The organism is Rhodoferax ferrireducens T118 (assembly GCF_000013605.1).
GTDB classification, from domain to species: domain Bacteria; phylum Pseudomonadota; class Gammaproteobacteria; order Burkholderiales; family Burkholderiaceae_C; genus Rhodoferax; species Rhodoferax ferrireducens.
This window is the reverse complement of sequence record NC_007908.1, coordinates 3,531,102-3,548,263: the sequence shown is the minus strand read 5'-3', so window position 1 is coordinate 3,548,263 and position 17,162 is coordinate 3,531,102. Positions and strand designations below refer to the sequence as shown.

Annotated in this window: 15 protein-coding genes and 1 pseudogene; 5 read left to right on the top strand and 11 right to left on the bottom strand. The window is 60.6% G+C overall.

The features are described from left to right. Positions 1-44 precede the first annotated feature (44 nt). The 10 genes and pseudogenes from RFER_RS23080 to RFER_RS16190 form a co-directional block, all read right to left on the bottom strand. Positions 45-713 carry a nitrous oxide reductase accessory protein NosL gene (locus RFER_RS23080; RefSeq protein WP_011465479.1) on the bottom strand — a complete coding sequence of 223 codons (669 nt, stop codon included), beginning with the start codon at positions 711-713 and terminating at the stop codon, positions 45-47. A gap of 45 nt (positions 714-758) precedes the next feature. Then, positions 759-1,109: pseudogene (locus RFER_RS16230) on the bottom strand (nitrous oxide reductase accessory protein NosL); the annotation flags it as partial. Between the two features lie 3 nt (positions 1,110-1,112). Then, positions 1,113-1,472 carry a toxin-antitoxin system TumE family protein gene (locus RFER_RS16225; protein ID WP_011465477.1) on the bottom strand — a complete coding sequence of 120 codons (360 nt, stop codon included), beginning with the start codon at positions 1,470-1,472 and terminating at the stop codon, positions 1,113-1,115. After that, positions 1,472-1,744: a hypothetical protein gene (locus tag RFER_RS16220; protein WP_011465476.1), complete on the bottom strand. Its 273-nt coding sequence runs from the start codon at positions 1,742-1,744 to the stop codon at positions 1,472-1,474. The genes RFER_RS16225 and RFER_RS16220 overlap by 1 nt, the downstream gene beginning before the upstream one ends. A 10-nt stretch (positions 1,745-1,754) precedes the next feature. After that, positions 1,755-2,300, bottom strand: a complete 546-nt coding sequence (locus tag RFER_RS16215) for a nitrous oxide reductase accessory protein NosL (RefSeq protein WP_011465475.1) — start codon at positions 2,298-2,300, stop codon at positions 1,755-1,757. After that, positions 2,297-3,124: an ABC transporter permease gene (locus RFER_RS16210; RefSeq protein WP_011465474.1), complete on the bottom strand. Its 828-nt coding sequence runs from the start codon at positions 3,122-3,124 to the stop codon at positions 2,297-2,299. The genes RFER_RS16215 and RFER_RS16210 overlap by 4 nt, the downstream gene beginning before the upstream one ends. Positions 3,125-3,131: 7 nt before the next feature. Next, on the bottom strand, positions 3,132-4,043 hold the full coding sequence (locus tag RFER_RS16205; RefSeq protein ID WP_011465473.1) for an ABC transporter ATP-binding protein: 912 nt from the start codon (positions 4,041-4,043) through the stop codon (positions 3,132-3,134). Then, positions 4,024-5,322, bottom strand: a complete 1,299-nt coding sequence (locus RFER_RS16200; RefSeq protein ID WP_011465472.1) for a nitrous oxide reductase family maturation protein NosD — start codon at positions 5,320-5,322, stop codon at positions 4,024-4,026. Before RFER_RS16200 ends, RFER_RS16205 begins: the two co-directional genes overlap by 20 nt. A 71-nt stretch (positions 5,323-5,393) precedes the next feature. Beyond that, entirely contained in the window at positions 5,394-7,346 is a 1,953-nt protein-coding gene (gene nosZ / locus RFER_RS16195; protein WP_011465471.1) for a TAT-dependent nitrous-oxide reductase, read from the bottom strand. Between the two features lie 53 nt (positions 7,347-7,399). After that, positions 7,400-10,033 (bottom strand): NosR/NirI family protein, encoded by a 2,634-nt coding sequence (locus tag RFER_RS16190; RefSeq protein ID WP_244095888.1) that lies wholly within the window; start codon positions 10,031-10,033, stop codon positions 7,400-7,402. A 440-nt stretch (positions 10,034-10,473) separates the two neighbouring features. Between RFER_RS16190 and RFER_RS16185 the strand changes: the two genes are divergently transcribed. The 5 genes from RFER_RS16185 (at position 10,474) to RFER_RS16165 (ending at position 14,894) form a co-directional block, all read left to right on the top strand. Continuing rightward, on the top strand, positions 10,474-10,860 hold the full coding sequence (locus RFER_RS16185) for a c-type cytochrome (protein ID WP_011465469.1): 387 nt from the start codon (positions 10,474-10,476) through the stop codon (positions 10,858-10,860). 19 nt (positions 10,861-10,879) lie between these two features. Beyond that, complete coding sequence (locus RFER_RS16180) at positions 10,880-11,914, top strand: FAD:protein FMN transferase (RefSeq protein ID WP_011465468.1); 1,035 nt, start codon at positions 10,880-10,882, stop codon at positions 11,912-11,914. 116 nt (positions 11,915-12,030) lie between these two features. Then, positions 12,031-12,825: an SDR family oxidoreductase gene (locus RFER_RS16175; RefSeq protein WP_011465467.1), complete on the top strand. Its 795-nt coding sequence runs from the start codon at positions 12,031-12,033 to the stop codon at positions 12,823-12,825. A 31-nt stretch (positions 12,826-12,856) separates the two neighbouring features. Further along, on the top strand, positions 12,857-13,843 hold the full coding sequence (locus RFER_RS16170; protein ID WP_011465466.1) for a Bug family tripartite tricarboxylate transporter substrate binding protein: 987 nt from the start codon (positions 12,857-12,859) through the stop codon (positions 13,841-13,843). 469 nt (positions 13,844-14,312) lie between these two features. Further along, complete coding sequence (locus RFER_RS16165; protein ID WP_011465465.1) at positions 14,313-14,894, top strand: DUF2059 domain-containing protein; 582 nt, start codon at positions 14,313-14,315, stop codon at positions 14,892-14,894. Between the two features lie 12 nt (positions 14,895-14,906). Here RFER_RS16165 and RFER_RS16160 read toward each other — a convergent pair whose 3' ends face one another. After that, positions 14,907-17,117, bottom strand: coding sequence for a sensor domain-containing protein (locus tag RFER_RS16160; RefSeq protein ID WP_011465464.1), 2,211 nt, complete (start codon positions 17,115-17,117; stop codon positions 14,907-14,909). Positions 17,118-17,162: the final 45 nt, after the last annotated feature.

Genomic DNA, 17,162 nt, shown 5'->3' with positions numbered 1-17,162 from the left:
CCCGCAGGCCAAACCAGTGCCGGCCAGTCCTGAATTCTTCCTGATTACTGCATGCTGTGCGTGTGGGTCGGCCGGGTATCAAGCGCATTGAGCAAGGCCGGACTGATGTCCCCGGCGACCCGCACTTTCCCGCCGCGCTGCTGTGCGAATTGCTCGGCTGCCCGTTTGTTGGCGAAGGCCGGCAAGTTGCCATTGCGCATGGGGCCCAGTGCCGTGGAGCCGTGCACGTAAAAGGCTTGCCCGGCGGGCGTCCACTGGCCCGTCTCGGTGTCCGTGACATAGGTGGCCGCAATCTCGCTGGCGCTGCGCCCCGGGCTATAACGCCTCACCGCGTTCAGGTAGAGGTAGAGGCTCAGTGGCGAGTCAAAAAAATGGGCGTCACCATTGCTGAAGATCAGCTGCGCCGCCCATTGCGGGGCGCGCGCCGGGTACATGCCACAGACCGGGCAACGCGCGTCTTTCGGGATGGCACGCGCGGCCAGCATGGCCTGACCGGAGGCGGGGTCGTAAGCTTGTGGCGGTGCCATCACACAGATATCGTCGGGCACGGCGCCAATCTTGGTGACGCTTGGGCGGGTCAGCAGCAGCGCGACCAGCAACAGCGCCGCCAAGCTCAATGCCGCGGCGATCAGGCGCGCGCTGCTGCGCTGCCGACTTGTCGTTGCGCCGGACAAGAAGGATCGACACCGACAAAGAAGCCCCTTGCGCGTCATGGCCTGGCGCCCACATCCGCGTGTCGTGCAGCGCACCGACACTCAGGTTGGCCCCATGGAGCCGTGGCGTTTGCTGCCCAGGACGTACAGCGCGGTTTGGGCGTCGATCCAATCGCCGCGCGGCCGCTCCCAGTCGGCTTGGCCCATGTCCTGGACATAGACGGCGACCATTTTGCGTACCTGCTCGGGCCGCAGCAGCGTGTTGACCAGCTCGACCGTGTCACAAAAGAAGAGCGGGGCTGCTTGCCCGGCATAAAAAATCTGGGCCTCGGGGCCGGGGTAGTCGGCCAGCAGCATGCCGTCGAGTTCGCAACTGGTGGCAGCGCTCGTTGCAGGCCGTGTGGGTGACCGCATGACGACGGCAAGAGATTGAGTTGATCCGGCACCGCGCGGCAGAACTTACTTGCCTTGTGACTGCAGCAGGGGATCGCCGATGAGCGCCGTGATCACCGCGTTGACGTTGTCCCAAGGATCGCGGCCGGGTTGGGTGAGTGGATCGGGCAGCAGCTGACCTTCGCCGGTATGCAAGTGGTTGGGGTAGGTGGAGAGTTGTGGATGCAGGGGGGCTGTGTCGATGCGCAATTCTGTGTCGCCCCAACGCCAGGCGATGGCATATTCCTCGGCGCTGGCGATCCGCAGTTCGATGACCACGCCGTTGTCCAGGCGCACCAGCAGCGCATCCTGGCAAAGCTCGGCGGGTTCGGTTATGGCTTGGGCGAATTGAGAGTCGATGGCTTCCTTGAGGGCGCTGTGCAGCATCATTGGCCTCCCAGTTCCACCATGACCGCCTGCAACTGCTTACGCACCGCTTGCTGCGTCTTGGAAAGAATGCGGGCGCCGAGGTAGTGATCGTAGCCAGGGTGCTCGGCGACGGCGCCGCTGCTGACAAGCGCCAGCAAAGCCTCCTCGCTGTCGGCATCATGTTGTTGCAGCAGGCGCTTGCGGCCCTCGCGCAATTCGAATGCGATGCGGCTCAGCTGCTCCAGCTCCTGTGCCGCTTCAAACGGTAGTTTTTCAAAAAAGTTGCTCACGAAATTCCTCTTACATTTTTTGATCTTTGAGAACCCCGCCGTCGAGGACGACCATGTCGGGGGTGATCTGATCGAACCGATAAACCTTGCCGCCTTCCTTGGCGGCGAATTTGCCGGCGTCGGCCTCGCTGGCAAATGATGCCAGCGTTGGCCCCATGGAGCCCAGGCGTTTGGAGCCAGCCACGTAGAAGGCGGTCTTGGCATCAATCCAGTGGCCCACCGGATTGTTCCAGTCGGCTTGCGCCATGTCCTGCACAAAGACGGCGCGCACGCGTTGTTGCTGCTCGGGCTTCAGGTAGATCGAGAACATCTCGACCGTGTCACAAAAAAAGTCAGGCTCGCCATGAGCGTATTGCATCTGCGCCTTCGGCCCGGGGTAGTCCATCAGCGTCATGCCGTCCAGGCTGCAACTGGTGTCGCGGCTGATCTCGATCGGTTGGAGAGACGCCGGTTCGTTCTTGCTGCAGCCGGCGAGGACAGCAGCGCCGGTCAATGCCAGGGTCAAGGTGAATGCGGCAGCGGTAGCACGCAGCTTGGGGGTGTGAGATGTTTTCATTGGCGAAATTTCCAGTTGGCGACGGCCAGGGGCAGGGTGATCCAGGCGAGCATGACCGCTCCGAGCAGCCCCGGGTTGGCGAGCCGCTCGGGGAAGACGGTGGTCAAGCCGTAAAGGGTTCGAACCTCTTCAAGCCCGAAGATATTGAGGATGCGAAAGACGTCAGCCGGGTTGAGCAACAGCAGATAGGGGAAGGCATCGGTGGCGACCGCACCGCCGCTGACGACCAGCGCGCCCAGCAGGATCAGGTCGTAGACCAGGACGAAGAAGAACCACAGGGCAATGGCGCCGCCGCTGGCCCGGGTGCGGTCCGCCGCGAAGACCGAAACCATGACCGCCAGGCTGAGGAAGGCCATGCCCAGCAGCACTGAACTCAGCATGAAGCCGGCATAGTGATACCAGGCAGAAGGCGGCAGCTTGAAGCCGAGCAGCAGACCGACCAGACCGAAGCCAATCACGGTGGAACAGGCCAGGGCCGCGGACAGACCGAGGAACTTGCCCAGCAGCAGTTCGAGGCGTGTGATCGGCATCGACAGCAGCAGGTCCAGGGAGCCGCGCTCGCGCTCGCCAACGATGGCGTCAAAGCCCAGGATCAGCGCGATCAGCGGGATCAGGTAGATGACCAGGCTGACCAGGCTGGCAATGGTGACTTCGATGCTGCTGAAGCCGACGGCCCCTTGCTGCGCCGAGCCAAAATAGGCGATGACCAGAGCGAAGGCGGTGAAGACGGTGGTCACCGCGAGCACCCAGCGGTTACGGATGCGCTCGCGGAATTCTTTGGCGGCGATGATGCCGATCTGTTTGGGTTCGATTGCGAAAGTCATGATGTTCTCATCCCGAATAGCCTAGAAACACGTCCTCAAGAGAGGGCTCGCGGATGTGCAAATCGGTTATCCGGCCATTGAGCGCTGCCAGGGCCTGGAGAACCGGCATTTTGGCTTCGCGCTGGCAATGGACCGTGACCCGCTCGCCGTCTTCGCTGAGCTCGGCACCCTCCAGCGTGTCGACGATCTGCCGCAATTCGATTTCCGCGCCCGGCGCGAGCCGCAGTTCGAACCGCAGGGGCAGCGCCATCTTCTCCCGCAATGACTGGACGGTGCCGATGGCTTGAATCTTGCCGGTCTTCATGATGGCGAGACGGTCGACCCGTTCCTGGATTTCCGACAGAATGTGGGACGTCAGGATGATGGTCGCCCCCTCGCTCCTCATCTCCTTGAGGATGCGATAGAACTCGCGAATGCCCTCGGGATCGAGGCCCGTGGTCGGCTCATCGAGAAACAGCAGTTTGGGCTTGCCGAGCAGGGCCTGCGCGAAGCCCAGGCGCTGGCGCATGCCCTTCGAGTAGCCCTTGACGCGCCGGTTGGCCGCAGCGGTAAGCCCGACCCGCTCCAGCAGCGGAGCACATTCGCCCAGGTCAACCCCTTTCAGGCGGGCGAAGAAGGCGAGGGTCTCCAGGCCGCTGAGGTTGTCGTAGAAGACCACGTTCTCGGGCAGGTAGCCGAGGTGGCGGCGCACGCGGCGGAATTCCTCGCCGCGAACCGGCGTGCCGTCAATCCGGATCTCGCCCGAGGTGGCCGGGATCAAGCCCAGCATCATCTTGAACAAGGTGCTTTTGCCGGCACCGTTGTGCCCGATCAGGCCAAACACTTCGCCGGCCTCGACCGCAAGGTCCACGCCGTCCACCGCCTGGATCAAGCCGTAGTGCTTGGTGATCTGGTGGGCTTCAATTACTTTGTTTGCCAATCCATTGACTCCAGTTGCTGTGGGTGGGTTGCATGTGCGGCTTGCCGTCCACGATGCTGGGTGAGCGCAGCAGGGGAAACTGTTGCGCGATCAGCCGCAGGGTTTGAATGGCCGGGCTGTTGAGCAGGAGCTTGACCACCGGCAGGCGCCAAACCAGACGGTCCACCACGTCGTTGGCTTCATAGGGCACGTCGCCGATGCCGTTGCCATCGCGGTCCCAGCCGACGTAGTTGCTCCAGTAGTTGCCGGTCTTGACACCCCAGGGGACGTCCTTCGCTGCGACGTAACGCACCTGTTCCCGGTTGCGGATGAAATCGTTGCCTTCGACCTCGTTGTGAATCGAGCCGGCCCACACATGCGCGCCGACATCGTTGTCAATAATCAGATTATTGTGAAGTGCATTGTATTCAGCGTCATAGATGAAGAAACCGCGGCGGTTGCCCGCTACCACGTTGCCCTCGATGACCGAATCCTGGATCGTGCGCAGCATGATGCCGACGTCTGAATTGCCCCAGGTCCGATTGTTGCGCACGATCAGGTTGCGCGTCATCATGAGCGCCAGACCGTTTCGGTTGTGATAAGACTCGTTGTCCTCCCAGGTGTTGAAGTGGGAGTTCATGTAGTGGGTTCCGTAGCGTACATCGTGAATCTTGTTGCCACGAAAGATCGCGTGATAGGAAACGTCGACGTAGATACCGTCGCGAGCAAAGCTGATTTCGTTGCCGATGATCTGGGCACCGGTGGTGTTGTAAAGCTGAATGCCATTGCCGCGCTGGGCCGATGCGTGGTCACGCTTGCCGGTGATCCGGTTGCCGATGACCTGGACGTCCTTGACCCCTTCGATCCAAAGTCCAAACAAACTGTAGGCGATGTCGCAATGCTTGATGGCTGCACGGTCCGAACCGGGCTGGATGTAGATGCCCGCATTCTGCTCGGTCAGATTGTCGCCGCTGTCCGTGACGATCAGACCTTCGACGCTGACGTCGGGCGAAACGATGCGGATCGTGTCGCCCGCGAGGCCGCCGCTGATGGTTGGCCGGTCGATTCCTACAAGCTTCAGCGGCTTGTCGATGCGCAAGTTGTCCTGGTAGCGACCGCGCTCAATCGCCACCGTGTCACCGGGTTTGGCGCGCGCCACTGCCGCCGAGATGGAATCGCCCGGATGGACCCGGATCTCTGCGGCCGCTGCGACGCCCGCCACCAGCAGCGAAGCGAACAGCAGCGCCGTGGTGCGCACGGCCAGGGCCAGCCCTGCACTGAAGTGCTTCAGTGCAGGCACTTCAGTCCCACCTGGCCATCCAGCGTGTGCGGCACCCCAGGACTCTGCGCCAAGCGCTGTGCCGCCGTCACTCAGGCTTCCACCAGCATGCGCGAACGCATCTCAAGGTGCAGTGCATGGCAGAAGTTGGTGCAGTAGCACCAATAGACACCGGGCTTGTCGGCCTTGAAGGTGACTGATTTGGTCTCCTGGGGGTTGACAATAAAGTTGATGTTGTAGTTCGGGATGGCAAAGCCATGGGTCAGATCCTCTACCTTGTCCAGGTTGGTGAGGATGATGGTGACCTCATCGCCCTTTTTGACCGTCCACTCGCGCAGTCCGAAGGTTGGCGCCTGAGATGTCAGGTAGACCGTCACCTTCTTGCCTTTGCGTTCGACACGACATTCCTTGGCATCCTTGACCGCGTTGGGGAACTCGTTGATGTCATAGACCTGCCGGGTCCTGATCAGCTCGCGTGGAATGATGATGGAGTCATGCGGCTCGGAGTACACCGAGTGGTCGGCCACGAGCTTCATCTTGTCGCCGCTGATGTCAATCAGTTGCGCGGTTTCCGGGTGCAGCGGTCCAACCGGCAGGAAGCGGTCCTTGGAGAACTTGTTGTCGGACAGGAAGAACTTGCCGTCGGCATTCTTGGTCTCGCCCATGGACGTAAAACCGTGGCCTGGCTGGTATTGGACGTCGATGCGGTCCACCACCGGCTTTGCCGCTTTATCACCCTTGAAGGATTTGATGGCGGCCTCGAGGTTCCATTTGACGATCTGGCTGTCCAGGAAGAGCGTCGTATAGGCGTTGCCCTTGTTGTCGAAACCGGTGTGCAGTGGGCCCAGACCGATTTCAGGTTCGGCGACCACGGTGTCGCGCGGCTCCTTGAGCTCACCGTCGAACCATTTCAGTACCAAAGCATGCTCAATCAGGGTGGCCGTCGGCGAGAGCTTGCCGGAGCAGGCGTAGTACTTGCCGTCCGGGCTGGCGTTGACGCCGTGCGGGTTCTTTGGTGTCGGCACATAGCAGGTCAGCGCGGTCTTCGGGTCTGCGTTGGCGGATTTGGTGCCGTCCACCACCGGAACCTTGGATTTGCCGATGAAAAATGTTTTTCCGGCCTTGACAGCTGCCTCGATGCGGGCAATGTTGAAGAAGATGCAGGAGTCGCGCTCAAGCGACATCATGTCCTCATAATGGGCGCCATTCTCCATGTTGTATTGATTGGAACATGCCAGTTTGCCGTCGTAGGAGGTCGCCACCAAATCCATGTTGCCGTCTACCTTGACCTGCCAGCGCGGCTCCAGGGTTTCCGCATCGATACACGTGAACAGGCAGAAATACTTGGTCGGGTCGTTGAGGTCGCGGCCGTCGTTGGGCTGGGGAATGTGGAACTCGTTGCCACAAAAAACGCGGGTTGTGTAGTTGATCTTTTCGTCAACCGGATCGCGCTTGTCCGGGAAAATCCCGTGGAAACCCTGGACGTTGGGCAATTCGGTGATCTTGTCGCACTCCATGGTATCGAGCCGCACGCGCGCGATGCGACCATGGATTTTGTCATTGACGAAAAGGTGTTTGCCGTTGTAGGTTCCGTCGGTGTAGGACGGATGCACATGATGGGTGTCACCCGTGAAGTATTTCAGACTGCCGTCCGCGTTGGTGCCCATGATCTTCTTCGATTCGTTGGTGATACCCCAGCCGACGAGACAGTCAATGTTGAACACCGGAATGCGCTTGAACAAGCGGCCCGAGGGCAAGCCATAGATACGAACTTCGCCCGAGTGACCGCCGGAAGAAAAGGAGTAGTAAGTATCGAGTTGGCCGGGATGCACCTCGTAGGCTGAGTAATCGACAGCACCACTCTTGGCCGGCTCCGAAGCCGCTACAGCCGGGCTGCCGGTCGCAGCCGGACCGGCCGTCTTGTTGCAGGCCACCAGGCCGGCCGACAAGCCAGCCCCGGCAAGGCCGGCAATTGCCGTTTTGTTGAGAAAATTGCGACGACCCAGATCCCTGGGGATCGCGATTTTATTGTTGGGAGTGTTCATGGAGAATTTTCCTTTCTTGGGTTGTAAGACGGTTCAAATTTTTTGATATGAGTTCATACCAGTAGCAGCCCCACTGCTTTGAGGCTCAGAAACAACGCGGCACCGATGAGCAAGTTTTTGAAGCCCACGTAACTCAGCATGTCCATGACACTGGCATAGCGGTAATGGCCCTGCCACCAGGGGCCGTCCTTCACATAGCGGCGCCCCGACAGTCGAATCAGGACTTCGTAGACGCTCCAGCCGATCCACCAGCCAATGATGGCGCTGGCGGACAGGCGCCCCGTCGCCGCCAGCACCCAAGCCACGGTGGCGGCCAGCGCCAGCGACAAGCCGGCGATCTGTAGCGCCCGTTGCGACGTCCATCCCTCGGCGCTCCAGGGCCACAGGTGGTCCACCAATTCAAGCCAGAGTGCCCGCCCGAACCGGGCCTGTGTTTTGTGGGGCCGCGGCACCGGGTCGGTCGGCATGCGCGGGTCGGGGCCCTGGCTGACCTTGGCATCCATCGGAGTGGCGTGGATCGGAATGAAATAGCCGTCGCGCCCAATGGGCGTGATCTCCAGTCCGTCCCGTTCGCGTCGCTTGCGTTCCTTGGCCAGTGGCGGGCAACCTTTCACATCGGTGTACAGCACCAGGCAATCCAGGCAGTGCAGACATTCGCGGTGGTCGATGCGGCCATCGGCGTCGATCGCCAGCGAGCCGCAACCGACGGCGCAGGCTTTGCAGCTGTTGCAGTCCTGCTTGCGCGGCAGGCCGAACCAGCGGAAGGTGCTGGGCATGGCCAGCGCGGCGCCGAGCGGGCAGATGTATTTGCAGTAGGGCCGCTCGATGAAGATCGACAGGCCCAGAATCGCGCAGACAAACAGGCCATAAGGCCAGGCGCGATGGCTGATGCCCACCAGGAAAGTGGTCTTGAAGGGCTCCACCTCGGACAGCATTTCGGCCAGACCCAAGGAAAACAAAGACACCGTCAGCAGGCCGAAGAACACCGCGTACTTCACCCACTTGAGCCGGTCGTGCCAGACGCGTGGCAAGTGACCCTGAAAGCGCTTCAAGCCGATCAGGCCACCGAGCTTGTACAGGGCCTCGGACAGGGAGCCAAACGGACACATCCAGCCGCAGAACAGGCCACGCCCGTACAGAAACACGGTGAGGATGATAAAAATCCAGAACAGGAAAATGAAGGGGTCGGAGAGAAAAAGAGACCAGGTCCAATGAAACAGCAGGGTGTGCAGCCAGGTCAGCACCTGGGTGATGGAAGGCTGCGCCATGACACCAAAGCCGACAAAGCCGATGCTCAGGGCCCAGGCGCTGTATTTAAAGGCATTCACCGGCCACTTGTTCTTGTGGGTTGAACGGCGGGTGAGTTTTTCACGAAAGGCATAGACCACGGTGACCATGATCAGCAAGGCGGCGAACAAGGCAATTCCCACGGCGCGCGATTTCCACACCTGCACCCAGGGCGCTGCGGTTTCTTCCATCACCGGTCGGCCGCCTAGCAACAGGTCGGCGGCCAGCCAGTATTTGGCATCGAAGGTGGCAAAGCTGCGCTTGCCGGTGGCACGGTCCACGCGGTTGCCCAAGAATGACAGCTTCCAGGGATAGGCCGCAGAGAAGGTCTTGGAGCGGATGATGAAGATGGCGGATTCAGTAAAGGCCGGTGCCCCGGCTGCGGCAAGGCCATAGAGGTTGAGGTAGTCGGTGTCGCGAAAGGTGAAGGAATCCGCCCCCTGCTTGACTTGCACGCGGTCGTATATGCCACCGCGCACAAAGCCCGAGCCTTTGAATGATTCGGTGCCCGCCGTGCGGATGATGAAGATGGCGTGCTCGCCTTCCTTGAACTGCAAGTGGAGGTTGTTCCAGACGTTCTCCCCGAGCAGGCTGGCGCCGATGTCAGGGTGGTTGAGGTCGCCAAACCACAGCTCAATAAAGGGCTCGCTGCCGCGCTCCATGCCCACGTCTTGGGGTAACACCTGCAGACGCTGCACGCTGCCCTGCTTGACCAGCTGCGCCCAACTCAGATGCTGGCCGCTCGCTGCAAAGCGGGCCGGCTCGCGCACCGTCGGCGCGAGGATGCCGACTTGGCGCGCAACCGCCGTGCCCGCTGTCATCATGACCTGGTTTTGCGTGATCACGGTGACGGTAGCGCCCGAGATCGCATCGACACCCAGCACGCCTTCATCAGGCCGGGACTGGCCGACCTCAATCTTGTCGGCGACCGACTTGCCAACGTATTGCTGGTTGAAGTTCAGCAGCGCCGATTCGGGGATGCCCAGCAGCAGGATGGGCTCGGAATGCTTGAGCACCTTCACGCCCACGAAGCGGCCCTTCAGGTCCATGCCGATCAGCGTGACGACCGGCTTGCCCGAGTAGGCCGGCATGTCGGTGATGTCGGTGGACAGCATCACATAGCCCAGCAGTTCCTTCTTGCCGTTGTTCGGCCCACGATGGGACTGCGTCTCATCTTTCTTCGTGCTCTTCGTGTCCTTGTTGTCGTCCTTGTGCTCGCCATAGGCCTCAACATAAGGCGGCTGGCCCATGCGTTCAGAAAAGCTGCTGGCACCAGGAAACACGTCTGAACAGGGCACGAGGGCGCACAAATTTTTGGCGCTGTTGAGTTCAGGCGGCAGCTCCGCGTTGTAGGAGCCGGTGGCCGCGCGCGCACCGCCTGTGCCCATGGCAAACACCATCAACAACGCGGCCAGGTAGAAATTCACCCTAGCCACCAGACATTGGCTTTGCGAATACATATCTGAACCCTGCGTGATGAGCGCGGGCTGTCTGCAATGCCCCATGCGGGCTGGTCAGGGTGGCGCTGTGGGTGCACTCGCTTCGGCCAGTTGCCAGCGTGGTCTCGGGTGTCTTCGATAGTTGCTCTTGACTCAAAATAAGATGCTCGCTGAAAATGGCCGCCCTTTCCATGGAGGACGGAGGTTGCACAGGCATGTGTTTTTTAGCCCCGGCAAATGGTGACCAAAAGTCGTGTCAATTGGTTTGATTGGCATCAACAAGGTGCAAAACATTTGATGTGCCTATAATACATCTTTAACGCGTGTCGACTTTTTTTGGGGCATAAAAAATCCAAACATGCCGTCACAGGTCCACTCAACTGATTTTCAGGAGATCAACAATGAACAAACCCACCCTGCTGCTGGCGACACTGAGCCTGGCCTTTTTGGCCGCTTGCGGACAAAAAGACGCCCCCGCACCTGCCACAGCGCCGGCACCTGTGGCTGCGCCTGCACCCGCTCCGGTGGCCGAGAACACCGTGGGCAAGTCGGTCTTTGGCAGGGTCTGTGCCATGTGCCACGCCGTGGGTGCGGCTGGTGCGCCCAAGCCGGGCGACAAAGCCGACTGGGGTCCGCGAATCGCCCAAGGCAATGACGTTCTTTATAAGCACGCGCTTGAGGGCTTCACCGGCGCCAAGGGCCAGATGCCCGCGCGCGGGGCCAATGCGACGCTGACCGATGACGAAGTCAAGGCCGCCGTCAATTACATGGCAGATCAGGCGCGCTGACCTGCTTGAAGGCGTGACCATGGCTTCTCCTGCGTCTGATCGCATTCAACACGGGCGGCGTCAGCTTGCATTGGCCTTGCCACTGTTGGCGTGTGGCCTGGTGGTGCCGTCGGTGCACGCCAAGGCGGATGTTCAGCAGTCCTCGCAAATTCTGATGGGCACGCGGGTCGACCTGACGCTGCAGGGCAATGACAGTGCAGCCCTGGCCGCTGCCGCAACTGCAGCGTTCACCGAGATGAACCGGTTGGCCGACATGATGAGCCGCTACCGTGTGACGAGCGCACTGAACGCCATCAACCTGATGGCGGGTCTGCAACCGGTGCCAGTACCGCCGGAGTTGCTGCGCGTGCTGTTGATGGCGCGTCAGGCGGGACAGGCCAGTGGCGGGGCTTTTGATGCCACGGTCGGGTCTTTGCGGGACTGGGATTTCAGCCCCGAGCATCCGTCCATCCCCTCAAAGCAGCAGATCGCAGCGCAATTGCGGCTGGTCGATCAAAAAGCCGGTCTGGTGATCAGTGAACATGCGGGCACGGCCTATCTGACCCAAAGAGGCATGCTGCTGGATCTGGGCGGCATTGCCAAACTGCCCATTCTTCAGGCTGGCCTGGGGCAACTTCAAAGCCGTGGCGTCACCAACGCGATGATCAACGGCGGTGGCGACGTGCTGGTGATGGGCCGTTTGAATGGCCGCCCCTGGCGCGTGGGCCTGCGCGACCCGCGTCAACCCAGCCAATTATTGGGTGTGGTGTCCTTGACCCAGGGTTTTGTCGCGGCCTCCGGCGATTACGAACGTTTCATGATGCACGACGGCAAGCGCTTGCATCACATCCTTGATCCCAAAACCGGCTACCCCAGTACCGGTCCCCATGGGGTTACCTTGATCAGTGAGCAACTCGAACTCATCAACGGTCTGGGCGCGGCCCTGATGGTGGCGGGTGCCGATGCCGGGCGAACCCGGGTCGGCCGCACACCGGGAATCGATGCCTTGATCGTTGATGCCGACAGCAGCCTCTGGCTGTCGCCCGGTATGGCGCAGCGGTTCAAGCGCAGCTGACACAGCCTTGCGCGTGGCGATGCGGGCGGCGTGCTGCCTCTGCGACGTTTCCTGCCGCCGTTGTTTTCACCACGTATCATTGCCAGCATTCACAAATTGCTTGGGAGTGAGCTGTCATGGATTTAGGTATTGCCGGTAAATGGGCCTTGGTGTGCGGTGCCAGCAAGGGTTTGGGCTTCGGTTGTGCCGAGGCGCTGGTGCGCGAAGGGGTGAACGTGCTGCTGGTGGCTCGAGGCGCCGCGGTGCTGCAGGCTTCTGCTTCTAAATTAATAGCTGAATACGCAGGTAACACGGGGGCTACAGTCCAGTTTGTTGCTGAAGATATTACAACGCCGCAAGGCCGGCAAGCGGTATTTGCCGCGCGCAGCGACTTTGATATTGTGGTCACCAATGCTGGGGGCCCGCCGACCGGCGACTTTCGCGATTGGGACCGCGATGCCTGGATCCGGGCGGTGGATGCCAATATGCTGACGCCGATTGAGTTGATCAAGGCCACGGTGGACGGCATGGCGGCGCGCGGCTTTGGCCGCATCGTCAACATCACCTCCGGCGCGGTGAAGGCGCCGATCGACATCCTGGGCTTGTCCAACGGTGCCCGCAGCGGTTTGACCGGCTTTGTGGCCGGTGTGGCGCGCAGCCCACTTGCGGCGCACGGTGTGACCATCAACAATCTGCTGCCCGGTGCGTTCGACACCGATCGTCTGAGAGGCGTCATGCAGGGCGCAGCGCAAAAAACCAGCCAAGCCCTTGATGTTGTCATGGCCGCACGTCGCAACACCATCCCGGCGCGGCGCTTTGGCACGGTGGAAGAATTTGGCGCCATCTGTGCCTTCCTGTGCAGCCAGCAGGCCGGTTATATCAACGGTCAGAATGTGCTGGCTGACGGTGGCGCCTATCCGGGCACGTTTTAGACTTTTTTTGTTGTTCAAACAGGAGTTACGAATGGTTCAGTTTCAGGTTCGTCAACTGATGCGTGGCTGGTTGAAATCCCTGGCGGCCGCTGCGCTTTTGGGCGCTTGTCTTGCGCAGGCTCAGACTGGCCCGGTCAAGCTGATGGTGGGATTTCCGCCGGGTGGTGGCACCGACGCCATTGCCCGCATCCTGGCCGACAAGCTCAAAGACCCCTTGGGTGTCACGGTGGTGGTAGACAACAAAGCCGGCGCCGGTGGCCAGATTGCCGCGCAGGCGCTCAAAGCCGCGCCGGCCGATGGCAACACCCTGTTCTTGTCGCACGATCACACCATCACGATTTTGCCGCTGGTGTTGAAGAATCCGGGTTATGACGCCAGCAAAGATTTCATGCCGGTGGCCGGTTTTGCCACCTTTGTGAATGGCCTGGCGGTCTCAGGCGGCACACCGGCCAAGAGCATGGCGGAGTATGTGGCCTGGGTGCAAAAGGAGGGCGCAGGCAAGGATACGGTGGGCGTGCCGGCCCCGGCCTCAGTGCCCGAGTTTCTGGTCAAGGTGATTGGACAAAAATACAAGCTGGACTTGCAGGCCGCCCCTTACCGCGGCAGCGCGCCCATGATGGGCGATATGCTGGGCAACCAGATCCACGCCGGTGTGGGTTCGGTGCCTGATTTCATTGAGAACCAGAAAGCCGGCAAGATTCGCATCGTGGCGGTGCTGGGTGCTCAGCGCCAGGCTGCGTTGCCGGACGTACCGACCTTTGCCGAGCTTGGTTTGGCAGGTTTTGAAGACGTGCCTTACTACGGTATTTTTGCGCCCAAAGGCACGCCACAGGCGGCCATCGACAAACTCTCAGCCGCCGTGGCCAAGGTTATCGCCCTGCCCGAGGTGCGTGAGCGCCTGACTGCCATGGGTCTGACCGTGGGCTACATGACTTCAGCGCAACTGGCCAGCCGCGAACACGCCTACGCCCAAACCTGGGCCCGCATCATCAAAGACAGCGGATTCAAGGCGCAGTGACAGCACGCCCGTCCAATCGAGCCGTCTCGCCATTGCGCCGGCGCATGACCTGCGCCCCAGGCAAGGGTGGATAGGCTCTTTGGCGCTTCAGACAGTGCAGTACAAGGTATTTATTGGGGTAAACCCTGGGATATAAAAGGTTTTCTTTTCGTCCATGGAGGACGTCATGGAAGGACTCAAAACGCCCTGGTCCTGCAGTGGCACAGATGCCTTGGAGCAAAGATGGCGATGGGTCTCCCCATGTTGAAGGTTGATGGTTCCGGGTGGCATCGCGCCACATCGCTATGATGAACACCGAGTCGCCCGGGAAATTCGCGTGTCGCGTCTCCTGGCTAACTTGAAGAGACTTCATTCGCCCAGAGCGATTAATCCCTGGATGTCGGGTCTGCGGGTAGGTGGGGACGGTCACCTCCTGTTGGCCAGTCAGCGTGGGCTGTTTAACTTGTGTTTCTTTAAGGAAAAGTTCGGTATGAAAAAACTATTAGTGATAGTGCTGTTGGCGCTGGCCAGCGGGGCGCAAGCTGAGTCCACCGCGGCCAAGAAGGAACTGGTCGCCAAGGTCTTGCTGTTGCAGCGGCCTGCCATTGAGCAGGCAGCGCAAGCGCTGGCGGAGCGGCCGGCGGCGCAGATGATGCAGCAGGCTGGTATTGTCTTGCAGTCCAAAGTGGCGGCCGACAAGCGCGAGGCCGTGGCGAAAGACATCCAGGCCGATGTGAAGAAATATGTTGATGAGGTCGTGCCGCTGGTGCGGGAGCAGGCCGTCAGCGTTGCCCCTTCCACCGTGGGTGCGCTGCTGGAAGAAAAGTTTACCGAGGATGAACTCAAGCAACTCATTGCCATCATCGAGTCGCCGGTCAATCGCAAGTTTTTGCAGCTGGGCGGCGAGATGCAGAAAGCGTTGCTGGACAAGGTGGTAACGCAGACGCAAGGTGTGATTGAACCGAAAATCAGGGCACTGGAACAATCCATCAGCAAGCAATTGGGCTTGCCAGCGCCGTCGGCAGCTGCTGCCAAGGGCACGCGCCCACCGGCCAAGGCTGCCAGCAAGTAGGCTCACAACCGTTTATTGCTTGCGCACGAAGTCCTCGAACGCCTGCGTCGGCAAGGGCCGACTGAAATAAAAACCCTGCGCCTCGTTGCAGCCCCGAGCGCGCAGAAACTCGAGCTGACCCTCGGTCTCCACCCCTTCGGCAATGGTTTGCAGCCCCAGGCTGCTGGCCATGCTGATGACGGCGCCCACGATGGCTTTGTCGTCGGGGTCCTCGGTGATGTCGCGTACGAACGACTGGTCGATCTTGAGCTTGTAAACCTGAAATTTTTTCAGGTAGCTCAATGAGGAATAACCGGTGCCAAAATCATCGATGGCCATGCGCACGCCGCGTTGGTGCAGTTCATTCATCACGGCGACCGCTTCCAGCGGATGGGTCATCGCCACGCCTTCCGTCAGCTCAATCTCCAGCAGTTGGGGCGGCAGGGCCGCGTCCTCCAGAATGCGGGTGACGAGCTGGGGCAGGTTCGGGTTGCGAAACTGAAGCGCGGACAAATTGACCGCCATGGTGATGGGTGCCATGCCACGCGCGATCCAGGTGGACAGTTGCCGGGTGGCGGTGCGCATGACCCACTCCCCAATCGGCAGGATCAGGCCATTGTTTTCGGCAATTGGAATGAACTCGACCGGTGAAATGGCGCCAAGTTCCGGGTGGGTCCAGCGCAGCAAAGCCTCGGCGCCGACCACTTGACCGCTCATCAGCGCGATTTGGGGCTGGTAATGCAGCTCAAGCTGCTTGCGCTCGAGGGCCCGGCGCAGCGCATTGTCGAGCAGCAGCATGCGGTCAGAGTGGGCTTGTATCTGGGCGGTGTAAAACCGGTAGCCGTTGCGCCCATCGGCCTTGGCACGGTACATGGCCGCATCGGCACATCTGGACAGCGTGTCGAGGTCAGTGCCATCCTTGGGGTAGAGCGCGATGCCGATCGATGGCGTGACGGTCAGCTCATGCTGTTCAATCAGGATCGGCTGCAGTGCTGTTTGCAGCAATTTTTCAGCCAAATGGGCGGCTCCCATTGCATCGGTGTCGGGCAGCAGCAGGATGAATTCGTCGCCCCCCAGGCGCGAGACGGTGTCTTGCTCGCGCACGGCGGCTTTCAGGCGGGCCGCCAATTCAACCAGCACCTCATCGCCGACCCGGTGACCCAAAGAATCATTGACGTTCTTGAAGTGATCAAGGTCCAGAAACATCAGGGCCACACTTTGGCGCCCGCGTTGCGCCACGCTCAGGGCCTGCTGGCAACGGTCATTGAGCAGCAATCGATTGGGCAGGCCCGTGAGCGCATCAAAGTGGGCCAGCCGCTGAATGTAGGCTTCGGCGGTTTTTTGTTCGGCGGCTTTGTTCTTGAGTTCCTGGACAGTGCGGCTGAGCTCCAGGGTGCGGACTTCCACCAGTTTTTCAAGGTCGGCGCGGGCCTGCAGCAGTTCGTTTTCGGCCGTTTTTCGCGCGGTGATGTCCATGGTGATCCAGATCGCCCCCTGCTCCGGGTCGCTGGCGTTAATGGCCTTGGCGCGAACCTCACAGTGAATGGCAGTGCCGTCTTTCTTACGCAACTGAATTTCACCCTCAAACCCATGACCGGCCGCAAACGGTGCTTTCCATCGGGGTTCGGCTTCAATCCAGTCTTGCTTCGTCAGATACCACTGGCGCGAGGAGACGCCTTGCAGCTCACCTGGCTCGTAGCCCAAAAGGGTTTCAAAGCGCTGGTTACAGCGGGTGGCGATGCGGTTGCGCAGAAATACGATGCCGACCATGGCATTGTCCAGAATCAGGTTCTGCTCGGTCAATACCGACTGCAGCTGTGCCTGCGCGGCTTTTTGTTCATCGATGTCATCCACGATCCAGATCGAGCCCGCGAGAGGGTCCGCCGGGTTGACGAGTTTGCCGGTCAGATGAGCCCAGAACGACGACCCATCGCGGCGCTTCATCAGCACTTCTGACTTGAAGGTCAGGCCTTGCGCCATGGCCGGGTAGGCGGCTTCAGCCAGTGCGTGAGCAGCCAAGTCGTCGGGGTACAGCGACGGGCTGGTGCTGCCCAAAATTGCGGCCGCATCGGAATGGCCAAAGATCTGCCCAAAGCGCTGATTGCAGCGCACCACCAGGCGATTTTTAATGAAAACAATGCCGACGCCTGCGGTGTCGAGAATGACTTGCTGCTCGCGCAAGGCAAGTTGCAACTCTTCCAGGGCGTCACGCCGCGGCGCGTTGGGTTGAATACTTTCGGGCATGGGTCAGGGTCTAGCGGCAAGCTGGCTCATTGTTGCGCAAACAGG